Origin of the sequence: Streptococcus parasuis (assembly GCF_021654455.1) — a bacterium.
GTDB lineage: Bacteria > Bacillota > Bacilli > Lactobacillales > Streptococcaceae > Streptococcus > Streptococcus parasuis.
Genome location: NZ_AP024276.1, coordinates 258,727 through 285,320, shown reverse-complemented (window position 1 = coordinate 285,320; position 26,594 = coordinate 258,727). Strand labels below are relative to the sequence as shown.

28 protein-coding genes, 1 rRNA gene and 1 pseudogene are annotated in these 26,594 nt (G+C 43.3%); 6 read left to right on the top strand and 24 right to left on the bottom strand.

The genetic code is table 11. The annotated features are described in order from the left end of the window. Nucleotides 1-10 precede the first annotated feature (10 nt). The 8 genes from L6410_RS01445 to pnp all read right to left on the bottom strand — a co-directional run bounded on the left by L6410_RS01445 (nt 11) and on the right by pnp (nt 8,769). Nucleotides 11-1,567, bottom strand: a 16S ribosomal RNA gene (locus tag L6410_RS01445). A gap of 700 nt (nt 1,568-2,267) precedes the next feature. Continuing rightward, on the bottom strand, nt 2,268-2,672 hold the full coding sequence (locus L6410_RS01440) for a Mini-ribonuclease 3 (RefSeq protein WP_237395666.1): 405 nt from the start codon (nt 2,670-2,672) through the stop codon (nt 2,268-2,270). Next, nucleotides 2,665-4,008, bottom strand: a complete 1,344-nt coding sequence (gene cysS, locus L6410_RS01435; protein WP_237395664.1) for a cysteine--tRNA ligase — start codon at nt 4,006-4,008, stop codon at nt 2,665-2,667. Before cysS ends, L6410_RS01440 begins: the two co-directional genes overlap by 8 nt. A 10-nt stretch (nt 4,009-4,018) precedes the next feature. Further along, entirely contained in the window at nt 4,019-4,204 is a 186-nt protein-coding gene (locus L6410_RS01430) for a hypothetical protein (RefSeq protein WP_024391464.1), read from the bottom strand. Then, a complete protein-coding gene (locus tag L6410_RS01425; protein WP_237395662.1) occupies nt 4,198-4,971 on the bottom strand; it encodes a nucleoside phosphorylase in 774 nt (257 codons plus the stop codon). The genes L6410_RS01430 and L6410_RS01425 overlap by 7 nt, the downstream gene beginning before the upstream one ends. Nucleotide 4,972: 1 nt before the next feature. Next, the gene (locus tag L6410_RS01420; protein WP_237395660.1) at nt 4,973-5,833 is read right to left on the bottom strand and encodes a GNAT family N-acetyltransferase; all 861 of its coding nucleotides are present in this window, start codon (nt 5,831-5,833) and stop codon (nt 4,973-4,975) included. A 43-nt stretch (nt 5,834-5,876) separates the two neighbouring features. Next, the gene (cysE, locus tag L6410_RS01415) at nt 5,877-6,494 is read right to left on the bottom strand and encodes a serine O-acetyltransferase (RefSeq protein ID WP_024403247.1); all 618 of its coding nucleotides are present in this window, start codon (nt 6,492-6,494) and stop codon (nt 5,877-5,879) included. 55 nt (nt 6,495-6,549) lie between these two features. Next, nucleotides 6,550-8,769, bottom strand: coding sequence for a polyribonucleotide nucleotidyltransferase (pnp, locus tag L6410_RS01410; RefSeq protein ID WP_172039606.1), 2,220 nt, complete (start codon nt 8,767-8,769; stop codon nt 6,550-6,552). Between the two features lie 213 nt (nt 8,770-8,982). On the opposite strand from pnp, the gene L6410_RS01405 reads away from it, so the two are divergent. Further along, on the top strand, nt 8,983-9,510 hold the full coding sequence (locus tag L6410_RS01405) for a GNAT family N-acetyltransferase (protein WP_237395658.1): 528 nt from the start codon (nt 8,983-8,985) through the stop codon (nt 9,508-9,510). 105 nt (nt 9,511-9,615) lie between these two features. On the opposite strand, the gene rpsO is transcribed toward L6410_RS01405, so the two are convergent. The 11 genes from rpsO to L6410_RS01350 all read right to left on the bottom strand — a co-directional run bounded on the left by rpsO (nt 9,616) and on the right by L6410_RS01350 (nt 17,794). Continuing rightward, the gene (gene rpsO, locus L6410_RS01400) at nt 9,616-9,885 is read right to left on the bottom strand and encodes a 30S ribosomal protein S15 (RefSeq protein WP_024391455.1); all 270 of its coding nucleotides are present in this window, start codon (nt 9,883-9,885) and stop codon (nt 9,616-9,618) included. 151 nt (nt 9,886-10,036) lie between these two features. Further along, the gene (locus tag L6410_RS01395) at nt 10,037-10,387 is read right to left on the bottom strand and encodes a hypothetical protein (protein WP_237395657.1); all 351 of its coding nucleotides are present in this window, start codon (nt 10,385-10,387) and stop codon (nt 10,037-10,039) included. A 78-nt stretch (nt 10,388-10,465) separates the two neighbouring features. Further along, entirely contained in the window at nt 10,466-11,743 is a 1,278-nt protein-coding gene (locus tag L6410_RS01390) for a uracil-xanthine permease family protein (protein ID WP_237396600.1), read from the bottom strand. 218 nt (nt 11,744-11,961) lie between these two features. Further along, the gene (locus L6410_RS01385) at nt 11,962-12,435 is read right to left on the bottom strand and encodes a DUF6773 family protein (protein ID WP_237395656.1); all 474 of its coding nucleotides are present in this window, start codon (nt 12,433-12,435) and stop codon (nt 11,962-11,964) included. After that, entirely contained in the window at nt 12,416-12,634 is a 219-nt protein-coding gene (locus tag L6410_RS01380; RefSeq protein WP_024378860.1) for a helix-turn-helix transcriptional regulator, read from the bottom strand. Before L6410_RS01380 ends, L6410_RS01385 begins: the two co-directional genes overlap by 20 nt. 146 nt (nt 12,635-12,780) lie before the next feature. Then, nucleotides 12,781-13,290: a hypothetical protein gene (locus L6410_RS01375; protein WP_237395655.1), complete on the bottom strand. Its 510-nt coding sequence runs from the start codon at nt 13,288-13,290 to the stop codon at nt 12,781-12,783. Nucleotides 13,291-13,371: 81 nt separating this feature from the next. Then, nucleotides 13,372-14,133, bottom strand: coding sequence for a nuclear transport factor 2 family protein (locus L6410_RS01370; protein WP_237395654.1), 762 nt, complete (start codon nt 14,131-14,133; stop codon nt 13,372-13,374). 9 nt (nt 14,134-14,142) lie between these two features. Then, nucleotides 14,143-15,657 (bottom strand): ABC transporter permease/substrate-binding protein, encoded by a 1,515-nt coding sequence (locus tag L6410_RS01365; RefSeq protein ID WP_237395653.1) that lies wholly within the window; start codon nt 15,655-15,657, stop codon nt 14,143-14,145. After that, complete coding sequence (locus tag L6410_RS01360; RefSeq protein ID WP_237395652.1) at nt 15,657-16,388, bottom strand: ABC transporter ATP-binding protein; 732 nt, start codon at nt 16,386-16,388, stop codon at nt 15,657-15,659. Before L6410_RS01360 ends, L6410_RS01365 begins: the two co-directional genes overlap by 1 nt. After that, nucleotides 16,381-16,830, bottom strand: coding sequence for a MarR family winged helix-turn-helix transcriptional regulator (locus tag L6410_RS01355; RefSeq protein WP_024404377.1), 450 nt, complete (start codon nt 16,828-16,830; stop codon nt 16,381-16,383). Before L6410_RS01355 ends, L6410_RS01360 begins: the two co-directional genes overlap by 8 nt. Further along, complete coding sequence (locus L6410_RS01350; RefSeq protein ID WP_024404378.1) at nt 16,805-17,794, bottom strand: zinc-binding dehydrogenase; 990 nt, start codon at nt 17,792-17,794, stop codon at nt 16,805-16,807. The genes L6410_RS01355 and L6410_RS01350 overlap by 26 nt, the downstream gene beginning before the upstream one ends. A gap of 279 nt (nt 17,795-18,073) precedes the next feature. Between L6410_RS01350 and L6410_RS01345 the strand changes: the two genes are divergently transcribed. The 3 genes from L6410_RS01345 to L6410_RS01335 are packed head-to-tail and all read left to right on the top strand — an operon-like array spanning nt 18,074 to nt 20,159. Further along, nucleotides 18,074-18,547, top strand: a complete 474-nt coding sequence (locus L6410_RS01345; protein WP_024396649.1) for a DUF2975 domain-containing protein — start codon at nt 18,074-18,076, stop codon at nt 18,545-18,547. 8 nt (nt 18,548-18,555) lie between these two features. Next, nucleotides 18,556-18,774 (top strand): helix-turn-helix domain-containing protein, encoded by a 219-nt coding sequence (locus tag L6410_RS01340; RefSeq protein ID WP_024396648.1) that lies wholly within the window; start codon nt 18,556-18,558, stop codon nt 18,772-18,774. After that, the gene (locus L6410_RS01335) at nt 18,771-20,159 is read left to right on the top strand and encodes a DUF4153 domain-containing protein (RefSeq protein ID WP_024396647.1); all 1,389 of its coding nucleotides are present in this window, start codon (nt 18,771-18,773) and stop codon (nt 20,157-20,159) included. Before L6410_RS01340 ends, L6410_RS01335 begins: the two co-directional genes overlap by 4 nt. A gap of 65 nt (nt 20,160-20,224) precedes the next feature. On the opposite strand, the pseudogene L6410_RS01330 reads toward L6410_RS01335, so the two are convergent. Next, nucleotides 20,225-20,914 (bottom strand): annotated as a pseudogene (locus L6410_RS01330) (aspartate/glutamate racemase family protein); the annotation flags it as partial. Between the two features lie 193 nt (nt 20,915-21,107). After that, the gene (locus L6410_RS01325) at nt 21,108-22,415 is read right to left on the bottom strand and encodes a nucleobase:cation symporter-2 family protein (protein WP_024391441.1); all 1,308 of its coding nucleotides are present in this window, start codon (nt 22,413-22,415) and stop codon (nt 21,108-21,110) included. 213 nt (nt 22,416-22,628) lie between these two features. Here L6410_RS01325 and L6410_RS01320 point away from each other — a divergent pair, with 213 nt between their 5' ends. After that, nucleotides 22,629-23,210 carry a xanthine phosphoribosyltransferase gene (locus L6410_RS01320; RefSeq protein ID WP_024391440.1) on the top strand — a complete coding sequence of 194 codons (582 nt, stop codon included), beginning with the start codon at nt 22,629-22,631 and terminating at the stop codon, nt 23,208-23,210. Nucleotides 23,211-23,252: 42 nt separating this feature from the next. Here the strand turns inward: L6410_RS01320 and L6410_RS01315 are convergent, their stop codons facing one another. Genes L6410_RS01315 through L6410_RS01305 form a run of 3 tightly spaced genes read right to left on the bottom strand, consistent with a single transcriptional unit; the run spans nt 23,253 to nt 25,819 of the window. Continuing rightward, nucleotides 23,253-23,981 carry a pseudouridine synthase gene (locus L6410_RS01315; RefSeq protein ID WP_024391439.1) on the bottom strand — a complete coding sequence of 243 codons (729 nt, stop codon included), beginning with the start codon at nt 23,979-23,981 and terminating at the stop codon, nt 23,253-23,255. After that, the gene (locus L6410_RS01310; protein WP_032512068.1) at nt 23,972-24,622 is read right to left on the bottom strand and encodes a GNAT family N-acetyltransferase; all 651 of its coding nucleotides are present in this window, start codon (nt 24,620-24,622) and stop codon (nt 23,972-23,974) included. The genes L6410_RS01315 and L6410_RS01310 overlap by 10 nt, the downstream gene beginning before the upstream one ends. A 36-nt stretch (nt 24,623-24,658) precedes the next feature. After that, complete coding sequence (locus L6410_RS01305; RefSeq protein ID WP_024391437.1) at nt 24,659-25,819, bottom strand: MFS transporter; 1,161 nt, start codon at nt 25,817-25,819, stop codon at nt 24,659-24,661. A gap of 129 nt (nt 25,820-25,948) precedes the next feature. On the opposite strand from L6410_RS01305, the gene def reads away from it, so the two are divergent. Then, nucleotides 25,949-26,563: a peptide deformylase gene (gene def / locus L6410_RS01300; RefSeq protein ID WP_024391436.1), complete on the top strand. Its 615-nt coding sequence runs from the start codon at nt 25,949-25,951 to the stop codon at nt 26,561-26,563. The last annotated feature ends 31 nt before the right edge of the window (nt 26,564-26,594 follow it).

Below are 26,594 nucleotides of genomic sequence, written 5' to 3'. Positions count from 1 at the left end.
GTTTCCTTAGAAAGGAGGTGATCCAGCCGCACCTTCCGATACGGCTACCTTGTTACGACTTCACCCCAATCATCTATCCCACCTTAGGCGGCTGGCTCCTAAATGGTTACCTCACCGACTTCGGGTGTTACAAACTCTCGTGGTGTGACGGGCGGTGTGTACAAGGCCCGGGAACGTATTCACCGCGGCGTGCTGATCCGCGATTACTAGCGATTCCGACTTCATGTAGGCGAGTTGCAGCCTACAATCCGAACTGAGACTGGCTTTAAGAGATTAGCTTGCCGTCACCGACTTGCGACTCGTTGTACCAGCCATTGTAGCACGTGTGTAGCCCAGGTCATAAGGGGCATGATGATTTGACGTCATCCCCACCTTCCTCCGGTTTATTACCGGCAGTCTCGCTAGAGTGCCCAACTGAATGATGGCAACTAACAATAGGGGTTGCGCTCGTTGCGGGACTTAACCCAACATCTCACGACACGAGCTGACGACAACCATGCACCACCTGTCACCGATGCTCCGAAGAGAAACCCTATCTCTAGGGCGGTCATCGGGATGTCAAGACCTGGTAAGGTTCTTCGCGTTGCTTCGAATTAAACCACATGCTCCACCGCTTGTGCGGGCCCCCGTCAATTCCTTTGAGTTTCAACCTTGCGGTCGTACTCCCCAGGCGGAGTGCTTAATGCGTTAGCTGCGGCACTGAGTCCCGGAAAGGACCCAACACCTAGCACTCATCGTTTACGGCGTGGACTACCAGGGTATCTAATCCTGTTCGCTCCCCACGCTTTCGAGCCTCAGCGTCAGTTACAGACCAGAGAGCCGCTTTCGCCACCGGTGTTCCTCCATATATCTACGCATTTCACCGCTACACATGGAATTCCACTCTCCCCTTCTGCACTCAAGTTTGACAGTTTCCAAAGCGTACTATGGTTAAGCCACAGCCTTTTACTTCAGACTTATCAAACCGCCTGCGCTCGCTTTACGCCCAATAAATCCGGACAACGCTCGGGACCTACGTATTACCGCGGCTGCTGGCACGTAGTTAGCCGTCCCTTTCTGGTAAGATACCGTCACTGTGTGAACTTTCCACTCTCACACACGTTCTTCTCTTACAACAGAGCTTTACGATCCGAAAACCTTCTTCACTCACGCGGCGTTGCTCGGTCAGGGTTCCCCCCATTGCCGAAGATTCCCTACTGCTGCCTCCCGTAGGAGTCTGGGCCGTGTCTCAGTCCCAGTGTGGCCGATCACCCTCTCAGGTCGGCTATGTATCGAAGCCTTGGTGAGCCGTTACCCCACCAACTAGCTAATACAACGCAGGTCCATCTCATAGTGAAGCAGTTGCTCCTTTCAAGCATTTACCATGCGATAAATACTGTTATGCGGTATTAGCTATCGTTTCCAATAGTTATCCCCCGCTATGAGGTAGGTTACCTACGCGTTACTCACCCGTTCGCGACTCATGATTAATGGTGGAGCAAGCTCCGGTATCAATCATGCGTTCCACTTGCATGTATTAGGCACGCCGCCAGCGTTCGTCCTGAGCCAGGATCAAACTCTCATTAAAAGTTTTGATTCAAACTCAAGCTATTGCTAGCTTTCCGTTTTATTGTTTTTGTTTTGTCATTGACGATTTATCCTTAGATAAATCACCCTGCACGTTTGGTTTGTCTTCTTTAATTTTCAAAGGTCTTGTCATTGTCGCGTCCTTGCGACAACTATCTTAGTTTATCATTTCTTCAAGGTCTTGTCAACACTTTTTTAAAACTTTTTTTCGTTCCTCTGTTAACCAATCCCTCAAGAGACAACTCAATTATTCTATCATCTTCACTTACTATTGTCAACTACTTTTTCAAACTTTTTTTCGTTGTTTGTTTAGCTGACTAGTCTTGCGAGACAACTCAGTTATTCTATCAAATCTTATCCATCATTGTCAAGTAGTTTTTCCTGTTTTTTTCACTTTTTTATTTTTGACGATCCAGTAAATTGTTTAGAATTGAAGAATCAGCGTGTCATAGCAAAGATTATATCCTTTGACAATTCAATAAACAGTGGTTATGTATTAACTTTTTTGTAGGTAATGGAATGTAGGAATTAGAAAAAGCATTGTTCATGTTTACTGGTTGAAGCTAGAGCTATGTTTGTTTCGTATTTTCGGAGGCAGAAGGATGGTTCTACTGGGTAATTTCAATTAGCAGGGAGAGTAAATTCTATTCAAAATCTTATCTTATAAATAAAATAGAAGATAATCTTATCAGACTATCTTCTTATATGGATTTGTTTTCTACTGTTTCAATGCACCAAGAGATAAGCTCATCGAGTCGTTCAAATTGATTTGTCATATGGAGGTAGCCCAAAACTGCCTCAAAACCTGTAGACATACGATAAGTCACAATATCTGCATTTTTAGCCTTTGTGTGGCTATTTGCATTACGACCTCTTCGATAGATTTCTTCTTCTTTCTCATTTAGTAGCTGAGTTTCTAAGAGAGCTACGATAAGACTGGCTTGTGCCTTTGCCGAGACGTATTTATTTGCTTCACTGTGTAATTTGTTGGGCTTGGTCAATCCCTTGAATATCAAATGTCGCCTGATATACATAGAATATACTGCGTCACCTTCAAAAGCAAGAGCAATTCCGTTGATAAGGTTCACATCAACTACACTAGTCACGTGTCCACCTCACGCCATCTTTTGTATCTAATAATTTAATCCCTTGCTCCGCCAATTCATCCCGAATACGGTCCGCTGTTGCAAAGTCCCTATTGGCACGCGCTACTTGCCGCTCCTCAATTAAGGCTTCAATCTCACTGTCTAAGACCTCTTCCTCAAAGACAATTCCAAAGACTGCCAACATTTTTCCAAAGGCTTCCTTGACAATGGCATCATAGTTTCCGGAGTTGATCCATTTGGCAAAGTCGAAAATTGCTGTAATGCCATTTGCAGCATTAAAATCATCATCCATTGCAGTCTCGAACGCCGCTAAATGTTTAGCTAATACCGTGTGATCAGACACATTCAGCACTGGTTGAGTATAGGTGTTTTTTAAATATTTTAAATTTGTTTCCGCATCGGAGATAGCTTTCTCCGTGTAGTTCAGTGGTCGGCGGTAGTGCTGGGTCGCAAGGAAAAATCGTAGAACTGGCCCATCAATTTTCTCCAACATTTCATGTGCAGTTAAAAAATTCCCTAATGACTTGGACATTTTTTCATCATTGATATTGAGCATGGCATTGTGCATCCAGTAATTTGCGAATGTCTGTCCTGTTTTACATTCTGATTGGGCAATCTCGTTTGTATGGTGCGGAAACTCCAAGTCTGCTCCGCCACCATGAATATCTATGGTGTCTCCCAATATCTCTGTTGCCATAACCGAACATTCGATATGCCATCCTGGACGCCCGTGACCCCACGGACTTTCCCATGACACTTCTCCTGGCTTCGCTGATTTCCACAAGGCAAAGTCAAATGGATGTTCTTTCAACTGCCCCTCTCCATCAACACGCCCAGATGCTCCAGCTTCTAAGTCTGACAAAGTTTTATTGGCCAAACGGGCATAATTCCTTGCCTTTTCAACACGGAAATAAACATCCCCTTCTGCTTCATATGCATAGCCCTTATCCAATAGAGCTTGGACAAAATCAATGATTTGGTCCATATAATCGATAACACGAGGATTCTTGGTTGCAGGTTTAACTCCTAATTTTGCCACGTCATCCTTAAATGCCGCAATAAACTTATCAGATAATTCCTTTGTTGTCATACCAGCTTCATTTGCAGCTTTGATAATCTTGTCATCCACGTCCGTAAAGTTTGAAATGTAAGCTACATCAAAGCCACGGTATTCAAAATAACGGCGGATGGTATCAAAAGCTACCACACTTCGTGCATTACCGATATGAATATAGTTATAAACCGTTGGACCGCAGACATACATTTTTACCTTGCCTTCTTCCAAGGGTACAAAATCACGTAAACTGCGGGTCATGGTATCGTAAATTTTAATCATAGATGCTCCTTTACTTCTGAACATTCTTCAAGATTTGGTATTTTTGATATAGTTTTACTAGCCAATAGGCTGTTGCTGCCAACCAAATCATCCCAACCTGCCAATTACCTTGTGAAAATTTAACGACAAATAGAATCGTTCCAACGATGGAAGTCAAGATATAGGGCCAATTCTGTTTCACTAATTCTTTTAACATACTGTACTTTCTAATTTTTTAGCAATGTCCATCGCGATTTCAAAGAAAGTCATACAGTCAACATTTCTCTCCTCACGACGAGTATCCCACTCATTGTTATGGTGATCCACATAATCAGCTGTGTAGAAAAATTGATAAACATTAGCCTGTCGGAACTGGGACCATGCCATAATAGCTGATGCTTCCATATCAACCACCATTGCCCCAGCAGTCAAGCGACGTTTAACCTTAGCTGCTGTTTCTCTATAAAATGCATCTGTCGTCCATGTCTTAGTCCGAACATGTTCGATTCCTGCTTGATCCAAGGCCTTTTCCATGGTCAATAGCAAAGCAGGGTCATAGCTGATTTCATCGCTGGCAGGAGCGTAGTGGAAGCTGGTTCCTTCATCCCGAAGAGCAGAGCTAGGAAGGATAATCTTATCCGCAGCAAGTGATTCGTCCAAGACCCCACAAGAACCCAGAACGATAAAATTCTCAAAGCCACAGGCTTTCAGTTCCTCCAAGTGACCAACCGCCATGGGAGCACCGACGACTGCCAACATGACCGCAACTCGCAGTCCATCTCTTTCCAAAATATACCAAGGATGGCAACCGTTAATGCTTTCTAAGTAGCCACCTTCTCTACTTTCAGGTAGCTGACGGACCCGGTCTACGATTTCCCCATTGAAAGAGAAAATCATGGTCTCACATACCTCACCGCCACCACGAATAGCCTTGTCCGTCGGTTCAATGACAGCAGGACTTTGTTCAAATTCTTCTAGTAGCATATCAACCTTCTTTCGGGTCTAAGTAGATCACTTGTGTCTGCTTGGTAAAACCGATATTTTCATACAGCCGCTTAGCAATGAGGTTGTCATCTTCGACGGCGATTTGAAAAGGTTTTTCGTTTTTCGTGATAAGGTCATTGATGACAGCTTTGACTAAGTAAGTGCCGTAACCTTTTTGTTGCTGGTCTGGGGCGATAGCTAAACCGTAAAGATAGTTATCATCGGTCGAAATGTTTACTGTGCAAGAGCCGATAACCGCTCCGCTATGTTCCAAAACATAAAGCAAACTATCCGCATCCGCAATGGCTTCACGCACGTAGCGGAGGGCCACCTCATAGTCGTTACCAAATGCCGCAGTCTTACAGCGTGCAATACTGTCTGCATGATGACCCTGTGCCAAACTTACTGTGAGCTCAGCCTGTTGTGAAAGCTGATAAGGCACTCGTTCACGACCCAACCATGTCTCAGTATCCGTATCTTCTATCAAGTTCCAAGCTGTCGCAAGGTCTGGGTGCTTATCTAGAAAGACACGTTCGGTCTGAAAGGTCACACTAGCGATAGGATAGTTAGCCGTCTTCGTCTGATAGCAATCATAGAGCTTGCGTGCCAGCCCCTGTCTGCGGTAGTCTGGATGCACGAGAATCGCCAGTTCCACATCCTCATCATCGGCATATACAGTCAAAAGTCCCACCAACTGTTCACCTTGATAAGCCAAGAAAAAAGCTGGCATTTCAGGGTCAAAGTTGAGCATATTTGACAGGTAAGGATCACGATAGGTTCCGTCATAGGATTGTACTGTGCTTATCAGAGTTTTTGCTGCGGATAACTGACTAGGATCCAGGATATTAGTTGCTATAATCATACTTACCTCTTATCTCCAAAACTACTCAAATAGGAAGGCTTTCTTACAAATGTGAGGAGCGATGGCTAGCTTCTCTCAGTTCTGCTAGCTTGGTTGTGTAGTATTCACGACCGCCTTCCATATCATGAATGGCTTGCTCATCTTTTTTCCCATGAACACGGACTATTTTAGCAGGCATACCGACAACTGTCACGTCTGCTGGAACATCTGCTAAGACAACAGCAGCAGCACCTACTTTCGCATTTTCTCCGATTTCAACTGGGCCAATCACCTGGGCATGAGCAGAAACGAGTGCCCCTTTTCGAACTGTTGGATGGCGCTTCCCTGTATCCTTCCCTGTTCCTCCAAGAGTTACTCCATGGTATAACATTACACCAGATTCGACAATTGCAGTCTCACCGATTACCAATCCTGCGCCATGATCAATAAAGACTCCCGAAGCAATTTCTGCACCTGGATGAATTTCAATGTTGGTCCAAAATCGCCAAAACTGACTGTGCATCCGAGCTAATAATTTAAAACCATTTTGCCACATCCAGTGAGAGAGACGATGAGCAGCCAATGCCTTGACTCCTGGGTAGGTCAAAAGGACTTCCAAGGAGTTCCGTGCCGCCGGATCTTTTTCTTTTACAATTTCTATGGTATCCTTCCACCAACCCATGACTTCTCCTTCTAGCGAGAAGACAAGTCCATTTCGGGACTTGCCTACTTCACCATTATTTTTTATCTACTTTATGAAATTTAAATTCACCAAAGTTATTATCTTTTTTCTCTTTGTGTTCTTTATGACGACGAGGTTTTTCCGAACGTTCACGTTTTTCTGGTTCCACGTAGCCTTCTGGTTTTGGTAGAAGGGCTTTCATAGAAGCATCAATACGTCCCTTATCATCAATTTTTATCACCTTAACATCTACAACATCGCCAACCTCAACCAAATCTTCTGGTTTATTGACACGTGTCCAAGCCATTTCAGAAACGTGGACGAGGGCGTCGGTCTTGTCAAAAAGGTTGACAAAGGCACCGAATTTCTCCAAACGAACCACTTTTGCTTGGAAGACTTCGTCCACTTTTGCTTCACGAACAAGACCTGCAATGATTTCCTTGGTCCGTTCAATCGCATCGCGATCTGGTGAGAAGATAGCCACAAGACCATCTTCGTCAATATCGATTTTCACGCCAGTTTCTGCAATAATCTTATCAATAGTTTCGCCACCCTTACCGATGACAATCTTAATCTTGTCTACATCAATCTTGATGGTATCAATCTTCGGTGCAGTTGGTGCCAAATCAGGACGAACTTCTGGGATAGTTGCTTCAATCACATCGAGGATTTCAAAACGAGCTTTCTTAGCCTGTGCCAAGGCTTCTTCCAAGATTTGCGGTGTGATACCGTCAATCTTGATGTCCATTTGAAGGGCTGTGATACCGTCACGAGTACCAGCTACCTTGAAGTCCATGTCGCCGAAGTGGTCCTCAAGACCTTGAATATCGGTCAAGACGGTGTAGTTGGTACCATCTGAGATCAGACCCATGGCAATCCCTGCAACGGGTGCCTTGATTGGCACACCACCTGCCATAAGGGCAAGGGTACCAGCTGTGATAGAAGCCTGTGATGAAGAACCGTTTGACTCCAAGACTTCTGCCACCAAGCGGATAGCGTAAGGGAAATCTTCTAGGCTTGGCAAGACTTGCTCAAGAGCACGCTCACCAAGGGCTCCGTGACCAATTTCACGACGACCAGGTGCTCCGTAACGACCTGTTGATCCCACTGAGTATTGTGGGAAGTTATAGTGATGCAAGAAGCGTTTCTTGTACTCATCATCCAAACCGTCGATGATTTGGGTTTCACCCATTGGTGCCAAGGTCAAGACAGAGAGGGCTTGCGTTTGACCACGGGTAAAGAGACCTGAGCCGTGAACATTTGGCAAGAAGTCTACTTCTGCATCTAGCGGTCGAATCTCATCCACACGGCGACCGTCTGGGCGGACCTTGTCTTCAGTAATCAAACGACGAACTTCTGCGTGCTCCATGAGTTCCAAGATTTCATGAACGTCACGCATGATGCGGTCAAATTCTTCGTGTTCAGCGTATTTTTCTTCGTAAGCTGCGATGACGGTTTCACGCACGGCATTGGTCGCATCTTCACGGGCCAATTTTTCTTCAACCTGCACCGCTTTTTTCAAATCGTCATTGTAAGCTGCAACAATCTCAGCCTGCAATTCTGGGTCCACTTGAAGAAGCTCCACATCTGCTTTTTCCTTACCAACCGCTGCCACGATTTGATTTTGGAAATCCAAAAGTTCTTGAATAGCCGCATGACCTTTCAAGAGTGCTTCCAACATCACTTCTTCTGATAATTCTTTGGCACCCGATTCAACCATGTTGATAGCGTCTTTGTTACCAGCAACTGTCAATTCTAAAAGGGAGGCTTCTTGTTGAGCTTGATCTGGGTTAATAATCAATTCGCCATTAACATAACCAACCTGAACACCAGCAATTGGACCATTGAACGGAATGTCTGAAATCGCTAGTGCCAATGAGGAACCAAACATGGCTGCCATTGGAGCAGATGCATCTGGATCATAAGAAAGCACTGTGTTGATGACTTGAACTTCGTTACGGAAACCTTCCGCAAACATTGGACGAATCGGACGATCAATCAAACGAGCTGTCAAAGTAGCATCCGTAGATGGACGTCCTTCCCTCTTCATCCAACCTCCAGGAAATTTACCAGCAGCATACATCTTTTCTTCGTAGTTAACTTGGAGAGGGAAGAAATCACCAGTTGCCATTTTCTTAGACATAACAGCTGCAGTTAATACTGTTGAATCTCCATAACGAACAACTACTGCACCATTGGCTTGTTTGGCAACCTGACCAGTTTCAACGACTAGTTTCTTGCCAGCAAAAACCGTTTCAAATACTTGTTTTGACATGAATTGTCTCCTGTTTTTTTCTGAAATTTTTCTAGCGTGTTTTCTACAAAAGACAATCAAACAGCTTGTTTCACTCTCTTTTGCACAAAATCACGCATAATTCTTATTTTATCATATTTTAGGTAGAAATAAAGGCCTGAAACTATTTTTGACAAGAAAACATACTCATGATAAACTCAATGATAAACTATTCAAAATAGTTGGGGGTAGAAAATGGAAACTTGCCATCTTGTAGTTCCTAGTTTAAAATGGAAGAATCAAATCTTAGCCTATAAAAAAGCATTCAGCAATGAACATCTTCATGGTGGTGCCAAACTGCAGCAATTTGAAGCAGTTGAGGAATGGCTAGAACACATTAAAGCAGTGTCATCTTATGGGACAAGTCATACAGAACATTCTCCTTCTTCTACATTTCTTTGTATTCGTGAAATAGATCAACAGATGGTTGGCATTTGCACTATTCGCCATGATCTTAATCACGAGCATTTAAAGAATTATATTGGTCATATCGGCTATTCTATTCACCCAGAAGAGCGAAGAAAAGGCTATGCGACTGAACAACTACGACTTGCCCTGCTGGAAGCTAAGAAATTGGGAATTGCCCAAGTCTTAATCACCGCTGCAGATTGGAATATCGCCTCTCAAAAAACCATCCTTGCAAATGGTGGAGTTTATGAGGATACCCGTATTGACCCTAATAGTAGCGAGCGTATGCTTCGATATTGGATTGAAAATTTGTAAAATAAAAACCCGAAAATTGAGTAATAATTTGCTTGTAGAATCGAAAAAAACACAGCTCAGTATACAAGATACTGGTGCTGTGTTTTTTTGTTCTATACCTGCTAATTAACGACGCAAGCCAAGTGAATTGATTAATTCGCGGTAACGGTTAACGTCTGTGCGGCGGAGGTATGCCAACAAGTTACGACGGCGACCGATTTTTTTCATCAAACCACGGTAAGTAGCGTGGTCTTTTTTGTGTTGTTTGATATGGTCGTTAAGGTGGTTGATTTCCCAAGTAAGTACTGCTACTTGTACTTCAACTGAACCTGTGTCGCCTTCATGACGCGCATATTGTGCCATGATTTCATTTTTTTTCTCTTTTGAGATTGCCATAATGTATACTCCTTTTTATTGAGCTCAATCCGAGTGACAGGTTGGCGACCTGTGACCAAGAAAAAGCTAGATTTGTCCTTTCGGACCTTATCCATTCTATCAAGGAATGGTGCTTTTGTCAACTGATTTGAGCAATTGCTGAGCTGCTCTGCTATTTCTCCGAAAGACCTGTTTGAACTGCTTCAATTAAGTCGTTTTTCCATATTTCAATCGCATCTACATGCAAGGCAAAATCAAAATCCTTGAGATTCACTTGAACCTGCAATCTGTCTTTTTGGTAACGAGCCATCAGCACGATTTGATCCAACCCTTGCCCCAAATACCAATAGATAGCTTCGACACTTGGATTGTCCACAACATCTGCCTGTATTCTGACCGCAACTTCATTTAAGCGGGCTGAACTAGTATCAAAAATTCGACCATATTCGTGGTCTGCCATTACATCTGTCTCATACCAAATATGAAGAGTGTTGCTATACATTTCTTTAGCTAATTCTTTCATGAGCTTCTCCTTTTTCCCTTTACTATACCACAATCCGTAAAAAAAGCCAGCCTGAGCTGACTTCAAAATTGAGTGTAATTACTTGGCTTTTTCATTTTTGGGCAAAATGAGGTTAAGGATAATCCCAACGATTGCCGAGAGGGCTGTTCCTGAAAGGGTTATCGTACCAATATTCAGAACTGCACCACCAAGTCCCAAGACTAGCATTGAGCTTGCAATAATCAGGTTACGAACTTGACCGAAATCTACTCGACTTTCAATCAATACTTTCAAACCATTTGATGCAATAACACCATATAGTAAGATAGACATTCCTCCGAGAACGGCACTTGGAATGGTCGAAATAAGAGCTGTAAATTTACCCAAGAATGAGAAAGCAATTGCAATCAAAGCAGCATTGCGAATAACCGATACTGACGCGATGCGAGTCATACCGATAACCCCTGTATTTTCTCCATAAGTCGTATTGGCAGGACCCCCGATTAAAGCTGAAACAGCTGTCGCTACACCATCACCAATCAAGGTACGACTGAGACCTGGGTTTTTCAAGAACTGACGACCACAGATTTGGCTGAGAACTGTATGGTCACCGATATGTTCAGCTACAGTCACTACAGCAATTGGTAAAATGGCAACCATTTCAGGTCCGAAGTAAAAATTATACGATTTGAATACACCTGTTTCAAATGGTAAATAGAATCCTGGCAACTCAAACCATGCTGCTTCGAGTACAGGTGTGAAATCCACCAGACCAAGCAAGAGAGCAACAATATAACCACCGATAATGGCAATTAAGAATGGAACAATCTTGGCGAAGCCTTTCCCTTTGGTATTGACAAAAGCCGCGATTAAGAAAGTGACAATAGCTACAACAACATTTTTCCAGTCACCGTCTGCCACAAAACCTGCAGAAGTAACTGCCGAATTGGCAAGGCCAAGACCGATAACGATGATCATAGGCCCAATAACCACGGGTGGTAATAGAGTATCAATCCATTTTGTACCAATGGCTTTGACAAGACCTGCAATCAGTACATAAATCAGACCAACAAAGAAAATACCTGTTTGTGCTGCTGAGATATCTCCGCCCATTTCTTTGATAGCTAAGGCCATAGCTGAAATATAGGCAAACGAAGAACCAAGATAAACCGGTACTTTAAATTGAGTAGCTACTTGGTAAATCAGGGTTCCAATACCAGATGCAAATAGGGCCACGGATACGGGCATTCCCAAAATCAAAGGTACTAAAATCGTTGCACCAAACATGGCAAACACGTGTTGGAAACTGAGCAAAATCCCCTGAAGAGGAGCTGGTTTCTCATGGACATCAAACAAAAGGTTGGCTTTTGTATTCATCATTCTCCCGCTCTGGGTACACAAAAAGACCCAGACTTTCTAAATTTTCATAGTCATAGGCCCTTAATGAATTATCCTGTTGTCTTTCTCACCTCACGGGATGAGTTTAAAAACCTACGCTTTTTTCATTGTATCATAAACATTCAGATTTTGGCAAGGAATTTTAAAAAGTTTTATTTTTTAGGAAAATGGCAGAGCGAGGATAAGAACTCGATTGCTTATTCGAGTTCATCTACCAGCTCTTTTTCCACCTGCTTCTGACGGTACTTATTCGCCCAAGAGAGAAGATTCGCCAGTAAGAAAATGAGACTTGTGACAGAAAGAAAGAATATCAAAATCACCGCCCAAAAATGCCAATCCCAGACACCAGAATAATGCTGTCCATAGGTCTGGTAGTTGGTCCAAGCCATTAAGATAGTTGTACCAACGATTACCCCTCCTAAATAGAAGTAACCTTGCCAAGAAGTTCCCCGTTCCATATCAAGCCCCTTCCTCCAATAACCGTAAAAGAGATAGGCTGAAACTACCACCATGCCAAACAGTTCAAAAACATAGGCTTCAAACGGCCATTTTAAGACCAGGCTCTTGATGAGAAATGAGAGGGGCAAAAGAAAATTCATGGTCCTGCCTACCCAGGCAAAGACTTGGTTTTCTTCTTGTCGAACACGCTCATCAGTCACAATTTTTTTCATTAGTTGGTTCCTCCCAAAATAATTGATCTAAACTTTTCCCTAAACAGTGGCAAATCGATAGACAAAGACTAAGACTGGGATTGTATTTCCCCGCCTCAATCAGACCGATGGTCTGGCGGGTCACTCCGATAGCCTCCGCCAAGTCCCCTTGGGTCATATCTTTTTCTACACGAGCCAGCTTAAGCCGTATGTTCTTCATATCATAGCTGTCCTCCTTTCGTATTTTTATAGTTGTATTATACACTATATTTTCTATTTTGCAACATATACATTACATTTTGTTTGGTTTTTTTAACAAAAAAAGAAGACAAAATTGCCTTCTTAAACTATCTAGCAGGTCTATCCCTACCCCACACTCTTAATACCTTTCTTAATCTTCTGGCTAAACTCAACCATTCTCCTCTTTTCTTCTGGCCAGATCTTAGTCACACGGTCCACAGCAATTATAAACACAATGACCACCGCATAATCTTTGGCACTATCAATCACACCTAAGGTTTCCAAAATAGTCAGGACTAGGTAAAAGCTAAACAAGATAGTCCGTTTGGGTAGTGCCATCAAAAACTCAATTCCAGTCTTGTAGCCCAGATAAATATGCCGATTGAGCCCTCTGGCTTTTTCCAAACGACGATTGAGAAAGGCACGAATGCGGCTATAAAACCAATCGGACGTAAAAAACAAGGACTGAATGGCAATGGCGATTAGAGATAGATTGTTAGCATGTTTCTCCGTCATACCAGACAATCTGGCAATAATGTAAGTCCAGTCCCCATTATCAATCCACATCCAAATTGAAAGATAAACAACAGCACCTGCCACAACAATCAAGGGAAGAGCACGAAGGTATTTAAGCATGAGCAACTACTCCACTATCTTTTTTTCTATTATCAACCAAGAAACCAAACAAGTCAAGAAAAAAGAAGGAGACATCCCCTCTTAAAACTTCCCTAAATTCGTCAAGTCTTTTTTCTCTGGCATGACTTCCTTGTTATCCCAGTGCTCGACGATCTTACCCTCTTTGAGCCGGTAGATATCAAAGTGGGCGTAGTCCTGACCTGCAATCCAGACCTTCGAGTAAGCCACAACATAATCACCCTGTCCCATCACCTTGAAGACAAAGTCGTAGGTGACTTGATTCTCTACAAGATAGTCCTTGTAGGCCGCACCGCCTTGGGCAATCTCTTGGTTGTGCTGAATAAGATCAGCTGCCACATAGTCGTCAAATTTCTCGATTTCCCCATTTTGAAGGACATCGACCAAGAAACGACGGACGATTTTCTTGTTGTCCTTGGTCTTGTCTAGGTCTGTCAGCTCAAAGTCAGCGTAAATCGGGTCTGTTTGGCCAATGGTTTTTGGATAGGCATCGATAACATCCCAATGCTCAACGATACGACCATTAGCATCTGAACGGAAGATGTCCGCTGTCACCCACTCAGCCTCACCATCATTGAGTTTCTGGTGGACATGAACGAAGACAAAATTTCCGTCTTCAATGGCACGTACAATATTTATTTCCCGCTTGGGATTGCGTGTGAAAAAGTCCTCAAAGAAAGCCGCAAAGCCCTCTTTTTCATCCGGCACTCCTGTACTATGCTGGGTGTAAGTAGCCCCCATGTAGTGCTCATGAACTTCCTTGATTTCCCCGTCGCGAATGCCACGGAGGTAGAGATTTTTAGCGTTTTCTAGTTGATGTGACATGATTTTCTCCTATTTTAGTAGATTTTCTTTCTCGAGGTATTCCCTAGCCACTTGCTCTGCCGACTTGCCTTCCACATCGACCGCATAGTTCATCTGAGTCATTTCCTCGGTCGAGATTTTGCCCGCCAACACCCCTAGGACTTGCTCCAACTCAGGGTATTTCTCAAGGGTTTCTTTGGTCAATAGCGGAGCGGCTTGGTAAGGTGGGAAGAGCTGTTTGTCGTCTTCCAGGATTTTCAGTTTGTAAGTGACCACCTTGCTATCTGTCGAGAAGGCTTCTACAATTTGCACATCTCCGTTTTTAATGGCTTCGTAGCGAAGGGCTGGCTCCATGGTCTTGACATTGAGGTTTAGTCCATAAAGATTGGTCAGACCGACATTCCCGTCCTCACGGTCATTAAACTCCAAAGAGAAGCCTGCTACAGCTGTCTGCTGCACTTTTGCCAAGTCCGAAATCTTCTCAAGACCATGAACTTGAGCATAGTCTTCCGTTACTGCCAAGGCAAAGGTATTTTGAAAATCCGTCGGAGCCAAATAAACCAAGCCGTCCTGTTCTAAAATCGCTTCTTTTGCGTAGGTGTAAACCTCATCAGGATTATTGGACAAATCAGACGGCGGATTGGTCAGAAGAGTGGTCGTAATGGTACCAGTATATTCAGGATAAATATCAATCGAGCCTGATTTGAGGGCTTCATAGAGGAAGCTGGTCTTGCCAAAGTTTGGCTCCAGCTCCACCTCGATATCCGTCTGGTCTTCAATCAAGAGTTTATACATATTGATGAGAATTTCAGGCTCTGCCCCCAATTTCCCAGCGATGACCAGCTTTTTCGATGACGACTGATTGAGTGGAACATAACTAGCTCCAATTGTCAAGAGTGTCACCAAAAGAGCCGCCAAAATGGTCCGTGGCTTCTTGTCCTGCAAGAACTTGATAATTGAGCCGAAGAGAACTGCCAAGACAGCTGACGACACTGCTCCAATCAAAATCAGGGCTGAGTCATTTCGGTCAATTCCCAAGAGAATAAAAGAGCCTAGACCACCTGCACCGACCAAGGCAGCAAGCGTTGCCGTCCCGATAATCATAATGGAAGCCGTCCGAATACCAGACATAAGAATAGGCATAGCTAAGGCCAGCTCGAATTTACGCAGTTTTTCTAGCTTAGTCATCCCAAAGGCTGTCGCAGCTTCTTCCAGCGACGGATCGATTTCCGAAAGTCCAGTTAAAGTCCCTTGTAAAATAGGGAAAATTGCATAGATGACCAAGGCCACTACTGCAGGCAAAGTACCGATACCCATAAAGGGAATAAAAAGACCTAAAAGTGCTAAGGATGGAATGGTTTGGAAAACACCTGTCACCTGCAAGCTCCACTCGGTCAGCCTTTTCTTATTGGACAAGACCAAGCCAAGTGGCACCGCAATAGCGATAGCGATGTTCAAAGCCAAGAGGGAAATTCGCAGGTGCTCAAAGAGGGCTGTCAGCCAGTCTGCTTTGCGTTCGATAAAAGTTGCAATCAACTGATCCATTAGGCACCTCCCCTATTTTTCATAAATTCGATGACAAAGTCGTTGGCAGGCTGGTTACGAAGTTCATCAGGCGTACCCAATTGAACCACTTCTCCTGCCCTCATCAAGCAGATACGGTCTGCCAGCTTAACCGCCTCATCCATATCATGGGTAACGAAAACCGTTGTCATCTTGAATTCCTCGTGTAACTCCTTAATCAAGTCCTGCAACTGCCCCTTGCTAATTGGATCCAAGGCTGAGAAAGGTTCGTCCATCAGCAAGACCTTGGGATTGGCAATAATGGCCCGCAGAATCCCAATCCGCTGTTTTTCTCCCCCAGACAAGTCCTTGGGTAGACGCCCCAGATAACTATCTGGATCCAAACCTACCTTAGTCAAAAGCTCTCTGGATTTTTTTAGAATATCTTGCTTGCTCATCCCCTTCATCTCAGGAATAAGAGCGATATTTTCAGCCACTGTCATATTTGGAAATAAAGCAATCTGTTGCAGGACGTAGCCAGTTTCCAAGCGTAGTTCTCGTAGGTCAAAGTCTTTCAGCCGCTTGCCCTGAATCCGAATATCTCCGTCTGTCTGCTCAATCAGGCGATTGATCAGTTTCAGCGTGGTTGTTTTTCCGCTACCGCTTGGTCCAATCAGGACAAAGAACTCCCCTTCTTGAATATCAAAGGTCAAATTCTTCAAGATTGGCCCGCTGACCTGACAGGTCAAGGACACATTTTGGTACTCAATCATTGGTTTCTCCTCCTAAGATTTCCGTCAAGGCCTGCCCATAGCGACCAAAGAGGTCTAGTAACTGCTCCTGTTCTTCCAAGCTGAACTGGGACAGGGCTGTTTTTTCCGCCTCTTCCAAGGGGTCCAAAATCCGACTGGCATAGACACGGCCTTCCTCGGTCAATTTGAACTTCTTATACCGTTTGTCTGCTGGATTTTCCTCAAAGAAGACATAGCCCTTATCAAGAAATTTCTTAATGGTGGCATTGACCACCTGCTTACTAGAGTAAGTCTTCTTACTGACCAAATTCTGTGTCACACCTCTGGGATAATAATAAAGCCACATAAGGATCGATAAGCACTTGCCGTTTAGCCCCTGTCGCCTTGCATAACCCTCGTAGAGCCCGACCTGCTGGTCAAAGATACGGGCCAAGTTCTTACTCCGCTGTCTCAATTCTGTCATCATCTTCCTCCCTATTCAGCACAATCACCTTGCCAAAAGCCTCCGCCCCCTCTAAATAGCGGTGAGCCTCCTGTATGGTATCCAAACTAAAAATCTTCTCAGGACCAACTGGCACCTGATAATGAGCTAGGTAGTCAAACATCTCCTGCAACTTGTCCTGATTGACATTGCCCGAATAAAAAGTAGTCAAATAGACATTCTGCCGCAACTGTTCAATGGGGTCAAAGTCCTCCAGATACCACTTGCCACCCAGCTGCCCAGTCGAGCAGATGATACCACCCTCCTCCAGATGAGCCAGGGAATCCTCTAGAGTAGCAGGACCAACCAGCTCAAGAATCTTGCTGAAGGTCAGCTCTGTCTGCAAACGCCCCTCTTTTTCGAGGATGACTTGGCTGAAACCAGAGGCAAGCAGCTGATCGGTCTTTTCTAGCTTGCGGACAGAAGCGTAGATAGGCAGGTCTGGAAACTGGCTCCGCACCAATTTGACAAAGGCCTGTCCAACCCCACTAGCCCCCGCACGCACCAAGATCCGATCTGACGCTTCCAGCTTGAGATTTTTCATGGAACCGTAGGCGGTATAGTAGGTTTCAGGGACACTAGCTAGCTCCGCCCAGCCCAGATCAGTCTGAACAGGGTAGAGGATTTGATTAGGCACCAGGGCGTACTCTGCATAGCCACCGTCAAAGGCTCGACCCAGCTCACCCATGATCGATACAACCTTTTGCCCGACTGGTAACCTGTCTGGCTCTGTCGTTTCCTCAATCACGCCGACCAATTCAATCCCCAAAATCCGTGGAAATACTACACTTGGTGACAGACCCTGTCTAGTAAAAATCTCCGAATGGTTGATGCCAAAGCCCTTGATGTTCACCAAAGACCATCCTGTTTTCACCTGCGGTTTGGCAATTTCTTTTACTTCCAAAACCTCTGGCCCACCAGCTTTTGAAACTACAACAGCTTTCATCTGCTCTCTCCTTTATAATTAGTCAATCTTTTTTGCTATTTTATCAGAAAAAGAAAGATAGTCAATTTTTTTGACTATTTTTCAGCTAATAAACTAGTCAACATCTTCCATACTGCCAGTCAGAATAACTGCATTTTTGCTTTAGGAAAAACATCAACTCTATACTCTTAGCTATGTTTTTATTCTTTATCAAGAAAATTTTATTGTTTTTTGTTATATATTTATTGATATTCGATAAAAATCGTGTTAAGATAGAGAAAAATTACTGAAGGAGGCTATATGTCTACATCAAAACCTACTTACGAAGATTGGAGCATTCGTCTGACTAAGATCTGTCTTATCCTTTTGTTTATCGCTGCTGTCGGACTCATGTCAACCGGAACCTGGGTCGTAGATTTAGCTATTATCTATCCCTCTCCTTTCTTGCAGGGCGATAGCCGCTATCTCACAATGATTATCCTGGGTTACACACTTGGAGTTCTCGCAATCATTTTTCTCATTCACCTCTACCAACTGGTCACTCGTATCGGTAAGGAGCAGGTATTTATCCCACAAAATGTACGTAGTTTACAAATATTGGGCCGGGAAGTCGGCTTGGCAACCCTTGTTTCCTTCCTTTTAGGAATTAGTTGCTACATTCCTGTCCTGCTCATCACGGTTGCAGGAATCGCACTTACCTTGGTTATTCGTGTCATTCGAAATGCTTTTGGAAAGGCAGTCGAATTACAGGACCAAGTGGATTACACCATCTAGGAGGTGCTATGATTCAAATAAATTTAGATATTATTATGGCCCAAAAACGTATTAGTGCTGGGCGATTGGCAGAGTTGATCGACCTGACTCCTGCCAATTTATCCATTTTGAAAAATAATAAGGCCAAGGCTGTCCGCTTTTCCACCTTAAACGCCCTCTGTCGAGAGCTGGGATGTCAGCCTGGTGATATTTTAGAATATATTCCAGATGAGGAGATAAGTGAATGAATCACCTAACTAGCAATGTCAATACCGTTCGATCGGACCTATTAACGAGTCCGCCAAAACAGACCGTCCATAGTTTACTAACAACGTTAAATAATTTTCAGCTCACCGGCTATAAAATTGGAGTCTGGCTAAGCTATCTACTAGCCTATATGTATCAGACAATTTTAACAGAGGACAAGACTGTTTATTTTTTCCCACTCGCCTTATCATTTGTAGCCTATATCGAATGGATGCACTATTGTAACAACAGCCTACAGCCAATAGCTTTTAGGCAGACTGAATCATTCGTCTTTCTATTTGCCACCTTAACTCAAGCTCTAGCTCTGACGTTTTGGGGATTTGAAGAAACTGAATTTGGTCTTGCCCAATTTCTGATGGTACATATTTCCTTCGTCTTTTATGTTTTAGCTCGAAATGGTTGGTTGACACAAGGTCGGTTGGGAATCCTAGTTTGGTACGATGCCTTGACTGGATTTGTTTTCCTTCCCTTCCGTCACTTCCTCCTTAGACTAACTACCTTATTCTATCAACCTGTACAGACGGTTAAAAAATGGAAGAAACATCGCCTCAATCAATTACAGACAGTTGGAGTCCTTACTATCAGCATTAGCCTCTCCTTTGTCCTCGTCGGATTCGTTGGCGGGCAACTCTCTCAAGTATCCTCGACTTTTTCAGCTGTAACCCACGATTTTAACCAGGCCTTTGTCAACATTTTACAGTCTCTAAACCAAGTAAACATATCCACAATCTTCTGGCGTTGGATTCTGTCTCTTCCTGTAGGAGCTTGGCTCTTTGGACTGGTGGCGGGCAGCCTACTGAGCACCCCTCGAAAACGCTTAAACTATGCGATCTTCCAAGCACATTTAAGACCATTTCGAGTATTTCCGCCACTGGCAGCCTACATTATCATTGGAAGCCTATGTCTTATGTATGGTCTCTTCTTTGTCGTCAGTATTTCCGAAATTGGAAATCTGCTATCCTTACAGACCATCTCTCCGCAAGAAGCTTCCTTAACAGCCGTCTCTGGTTTTTGGCAATTAGTCCGTGTTTCCTTGCTAAACTTCGTAGTATTGGGAGGGTTTTACTTGGTCGGCGAACAGCCTCTATGGGAAGCCACCATTACTCGCTGGATGATTTCCTGCCTCTTCACCTTCGCAGGACTATTCGCTCTACTAGCTTCTTGGAAACTCTTTGCTATCTACATTTTCATGTATGGACCAACTCCCCTACGGCTCCTATCTGGCTGGTTTATTCTGGTCCTCTTGGTTTGGTGTGGCCTAGCTCTCATACGATTCTTTAGGCCCATTCAAGCCATTCGATACGGTCTGCTCTATGCTTTTGTAAGTTTTACAGTAACAGTCTATATTTATGCACTTGTCCTGTAAGGGCATTAAAAAACTGCTGGCTCAGCCAACAGCTTTCTTGATAAAGTCTGCATCTGCAGGCTTTTTTACATATATCCATAAAATTCTCTGCGAACGACTGCAGAATGGACCCAGTTAATCAAAGTGGTAAAATCAAAAACTGGTAGTCCTGTTTCTCTATGAAGAACAGCTGCATAGGGAGGTAGGTCACTACATTCCAGCAAAATAGCACCAATTTCTGGGTGGTTAGCTTGCAAATCCTGAACGACTGCTACTAAGTCTGACTTCAAACGCCCATTGTCCAAAAAAGGCTTGTTGTAGCGAATTGGAGCGAAACTATCCAGACTACCTATCTCTTTGACGATACAGTCTGAAATGGAAGCGTTGGCTTTGGCGAAAAAGTCTACACTCGCTCCCTCGCCATCTGCTACTAGTACCGCAATTTTCTGGTCTGGTTTGAGTCCCATTTTAATCAAAGGAATTTGAAGCACACTAGACAAATAAACAGGAACTGCTACAGCATCTCGCACCTGCTCCTGAAAATGGTTAAAGTAACCACAGGCACCTACAATGGCCCGCACACCCTTTTTCTCTAACTTTTTAGCTGCCTCAATGACCATTCCCAACAGTTTCTCCTCACCATGGAACAGATCCTCAATTTCCAAAACAATATCCTCATAGACAACTGGAAAAGAAAAAGTAGTCGCGTTGGCTACATTACCCGGCAACTTGACGTAGTTAAAATCGATAGTGATAATCCCAATCGAAAATCCTGCTACAGAGGCATTTTGTACCTGATAGAACTAATCCAATTGCCCAGCTTGTTCAATACTTGCTCTAAAGTGTGTCATTTATACCTCCTGTTTACCATTTACTATTAGTATACCAAAACCAAATTCTCTCGGCCAATACCAATAAATTATGACTATCTATAAGAATAGACTATCACGAGGATAGCCTATCTGAATATTATTTTTCTTTTAAAACCATGTTCAAAATGAGTGCAGCTAAGGTCCCTGTTGAAATACCTGATGAGAAGACCATTTGAAGAGCTGATGGAAGATGGCTTAACAACTCTGGACGTACCGTCACACCAATCCCCAGCGCAAAGGCAATGGAAATAATCAAGAGCTCACGGTCCCCAATTTTAACCGTTGCAAGAGTCTTAATCCCTTGGGCAGCAACCAAACCGAACATGATAATCCCAACACCACCAAGAACAGGCTGGGGCATAATGGAAATCAAGGCTGATAATTTTGGAAAGACACCAAGTAAGGCAAGAATAACACCCGCAATGATCATGACATGACGACTAGCAACTTTTGTCAAAGTAATGAGGCCAACGTTTTGTGAGAAGGCTGTATTTGGACCAGCCCCAAACACACCGGCAATCAAGGAACCAACGCCATCTGCTAAAACACCATTTGCTGCCCGCTCAGAAGAAATTTTTTGGTTAGACGCTTCTCCAATTGCCATCATAATCCCTACCGTACCAATCAAGGATACAACATAAGCAGGAATAAAGGCTAGAATAGAAGATAGGTCAAATTTTACACCGTAATGGAAAATTTTAGGAAGAGCAAACCAGGCTGCTTCTCCAACAGCAGACATATCTACTTTTCCAAGCAAAATACAGAGGACATATCCAAAGACCATACCGAAAAAGACTGACGCTGTTTTCAGCATTCCTTTACCATAATGATTCAATGCCAAAGTAAAGACCAAGACGATAAAGGCAATACCGATATTTTCAACAGAGGCATAATCTGTAGCGCCAGCACCACCAGCTGCCCAGTCCATACTCACTGGCATGAGGGTAATACCGATGAGGGAAACAACGGTCCCTGTAATCAATGGCGGAAAGAAACGCATCAAGGGTTTCACAAAACGACTTAAAATGATTTCAACAAATGAACCCGCAATGGTTGCACCCACGATACCAGCAATTCCCAATTGGCTACCAACACTGATAGCTGGATTGGCAAAGGTAAAGTCCGTTCCCATCATACCAGAGACACGTGAACCTACTGGGCCCAAACCTTTAGATTGCAAAATAGTTGCAATCCCAGCAACAAAGATAGAGGCTGATACCATAATAGAAGTATCTTCTACTGATAGCCCCAAAGCACTTGCAACGACAAGAGGCACTGCGATGATGCCTGCAAAAGCTGCTAAGATATGCTGAAAAGCAAGCAACACAGCCATCCCTTTTGGTGGTTGTTCATCAATTCCATAGAGCATTTCTGATGAATGTTCATTTGTTGTTTTCTGAGACATTGTTTCTCCTTTTTTTGTTCCTAAATAATATTTTTTAGTCTATCAGAAAAATCCACTTATTTCAATACAATTAATGATATTTTTTTGTTTCTGTTCGTCTTTTGGTTATTTTACCTGTTTTTTTACATGTTTTTATAACAATAATTCGTTTATTGTTTTGCTTATGATAAAAAAATGCTATAATACACCAAGGAATCATTTGGAGGAAGAATCATGAAAATTTTGGAAGAACGTATTTTAAAAGATGGTCAGGTGTTAGGAGAAAATATTTTAAAAGTTGATTCATTCCTGACCCATCAGGTTGATTTTAAATTGATGAAAGAAATGGGACAAGTGTTAGCAGAAGCATACCGTTCTAAGCAAATTACAAAAGTTGTCACTATTGAGGCATCCGGCATTGCTCCAGCTGTTTATGTCGCTGAAAGTTTAGATGTGCCAATGATTTTTGCTAAAAAACATAAAAATATTACGATGACAGAAGGAATCTTGACATCTGAAGTCTACTCCTTCACCAAGCAAGTAACCAGTACCGTTTCTATTGCTAGCAAGTTTTTGTCGCAGGAAGACCGGGTTCTAATCGTTGATGATTTTTTGGCCAATGGGCAAGCAGCAAAAGGCTTGATTGATATTATCCAACAGGCTGGTGCTCAGGTAATTGGCGTTGGTATTATCATCGAAAAATCCTTCCAAGACGGACGTCAACTCTTGATAGATGCAGGTGTCCCTGTTACTTCACTCGCTCGTATTGAAAAATTCCAAGATGGTCAGGTTGTTTTTGCAGCTGCGGATATTTAAAAGGACTTGCTTCCAATCGGGGGCAAGTCTCTTCTATTTTATCTATAATTCCACACCAAACACTTCTAATTGCTTCAATTCGTCAGCTGTTAATCTACGGTATTTTCCAATCGCTAGTTCGGAGTCCAACCATAAGGGCCCCATTGATATCCGTTGCAAATCCGTCACCATCTTACCACAAGCCTGCACCATCCGTTTGACCTGGTGAAACTTTCCTTCTCGGATGGTAATGTCAACCAGTGAAGTTTCTTTGGCCTCATCTGTCGATAGGATAGTCAACTGGGCTGGCTGACAGGTAAAATCTTTTAAATCAATTCCTGCCGCAAATCGCGCGACATCCTCTTGGGTCATGATTCCGTCAACCTGTGCACGGTAGAGTTTATCAACATGTTTTTTAGGAGAGAGCATGGCATGGGCTAATTTGCCATTGTTGGTCAAAAGTAGCAAGCCATGGGTATCGATGTCCAAGCGTCCAACTGGAAAAACTTCCTTATGTTGAGCTATTTCATCCAATAAATCTAAAACCGTCCGATGGTGGTCATCTTCAGTTGCTGAGATAACTCCTTTGGGTTTATTGAGAAGGTAGTAAACAAATTGTTCATGGTGGAGAATGTCGCCAGCTACTGCTACCTGATCCACCTGTTCATTTATTTGTTGTTTAGGAGACGTCTCTACTTGGCCGTTGACTGTGACTTGCTTGTTTTTCAAAAGTTTCTTGACTTCTGTCCGACTACCAACACCACAGTCTACCAAAAATTTATCTAATCGCATGCTAATTTCTTTTCCATTCTGACACATTCATACTGTTTTCCATCACAAACTTGAATACTATGACCGTTTACAGAAAATCCAACTGCTCGAAAGAGAGCTTGAGCTCGTTGGTTACATATGGCTACAGTCAGGCTAAGTTGCTCTGGATGATAATGTTCAACAATGTAATCTTCAATCGTCTGATAGAAAGCTCTGCCATTTCCCCTCCCCATCAAAGACGGCTTCATCCCTAATTGAAGGCTGAGTTCCTTACCAACTTGCTCCACTTGAAAGTAACCCATGAGGGCTGCATTGCGAATGACTGAAAAAAAGCGGTCTCCACGCGCCTCGGGGGAAATCATCTCTGCATAAGCCTCAGGAGTTGCACTGATAGAATAGGCCTCCAAAGGTGGTTGATAGCGCCATTGATTGGCAATTTCCAATGCCAGATCCTGGGGCAAGGGCATGATGTAAAAGTAATCCATCTTGCGAAAATTTTTAGCAAGATTTTTAATTCGTCGGTTCTGAGTAGCAACATCGTCTGTCTGATAGACATAGTCAGCATAACCTAATTGATAAGAAGGGATCATTTCATTAAAAATCAATTGGACATCTTCAGGGAAACGCAACATTAATTGATTGAGCTGATTGTTTTCTAACATAAAACCATTATACCAAAAGGAGCGGAAATCCACTCCCTATTTCTTTATTTGTTGATAGATTAAACCTGCGCTTATCAAGGCGCAACCGATGGCGTAGATACCAAAGGCACCAGTTGGTGTTGGGTTGAGTTTTTCCAGAAAAGTTGGTAAGATTGCCGATGTTGCCCCACCAATATTACAGCCCATCAAAACAATCGTCATTACTGTATTAAGAAGAGCTTTGGGTGCTCTATCCGTTACTTGGCTGAAAACTATGGTCAGAACGATACTATAGAAAAATCCTGATACCATACCGCCTAGGCCCAATACCCAAAGATTATCCGCAAAGGCAATGCCGATAACTGCGAGTCCAAAGATTACATAGGAAACTGCTAAAAGCCAGTCCTTCAAGCGGCCAACCAAGCTACTAAAAACCGTTCCTGCCACAATCCCCATTATTTGCATCAAACTGAGAATCAGACTAGCTTGCTGAGCAGTCCCAATTCCCTTGTCCAAAACAATCTGTGGAATCCGAATGGTCAAGAAAGTATTGACATTGATAACAAAGAAAGCTAAAAATGCGAGGTAGATCCCCATTTGCCACATTTTCTTATCCAGTTTGACCTTAGAACCACTATCATTTTTCAACTCGCTATGGGCCACAAACTCTTCTTGAGGTACAAACAATAAAAAGAGGGCTAAAACGACCAAAGCAAAGAGATAGACCATAAAGGCTGGTTGCCAGCCAAATTGAGTCAACCATCCTACCAATAGGGTCAAGCCTGCACTCCCCAACACTTCTGCCGAGCCACGCAATCCCATCATCTGCACACGTTCTTGACCAGTGAAAAAATTACCAATAATGTTAATGGCCCGTGCATTTATCAGACCGATCCCTAATCCCAGCAAAATTCTAGCCAAGAAAATCATTGGGAAGGCCGATAAAAACATAGGCATGGAACCACCGATAGCAAGGAGTAATAACCCAAGAATGATAATATTCCGTTCAGAAATAAATCGAACAATCAGACCATTCATCAAGAGAGCTGCCATAATAGCAAATGAGGTAACTGTAATTAAGTTTTCTACTTGACTGGCCGCAATCCCTTCTTGGGCAAAATGGTCAATCATCTGTGGAATAGCAGGGGATACTGCAAATGTTGATACCAGCATGGTGGATAAAGCCAATAGGCTAGCTTTTTCTAAAATTCTTTTCATCATTCTCCCTTTCAACGTTCGTCTTTTACTAGTATAGCAGATTTGCAACAGAATAGATAGGCGAGTGAGGCTTTTATTCTCTTTCATTTCATGCTATACTTATTTTAATAATACCCAAAGGAGAGAAGTATGTCTGTAATTGAAAACCTTACAAAACCTGCCCATTTGATTGACATGGATGACATCATCCGTGAAGGGCATCCAACCCTACGCCAAGTTGCAGAGGAAGTCCAATTTCCACTTTCTGATCAAGAAGTGATTTTAGGTGAAAAAATGATGCAATTCCTCAAACATTCTCAGGATCCTGTCATGGCTGAAAAAATGAAACTCCGTGGCGGAGTTGGTCTTGCAGCTCCCCAATTGGATGTTTCTAAACGCATCATCGCTGTTTTAGTACCAAACCCAGAGGATGAGGAAGGAAATCCACCTGCCCAAGCCTACTCTCTAAAAGAAGTATTGTACAATCCTAAAATCGTGGCTCATTCTGTCCAAGAAGCCGCCCTTGAAGGAGGAGAAGGTTGCCTATCTGTTGACCGCGAAGTCCAAGGTTACGTAATCCGCCACGCGCGTGTAACTGTAGATTATCTGGACAAAAATGGCAATTCCCACCGCATCAAGCTCAAGGGCTATAATGCCATCGTGGTCCAACACGAAATCGACCACCTCAACGGTGTCATGTTCTACGACCGCATTGACCCAGAACACCCACTGGCTGTTAAAGAAGGCATGCTGGTGATTGAATAAACTTAAGAAACTGACTGAAATTTTCAGCCAG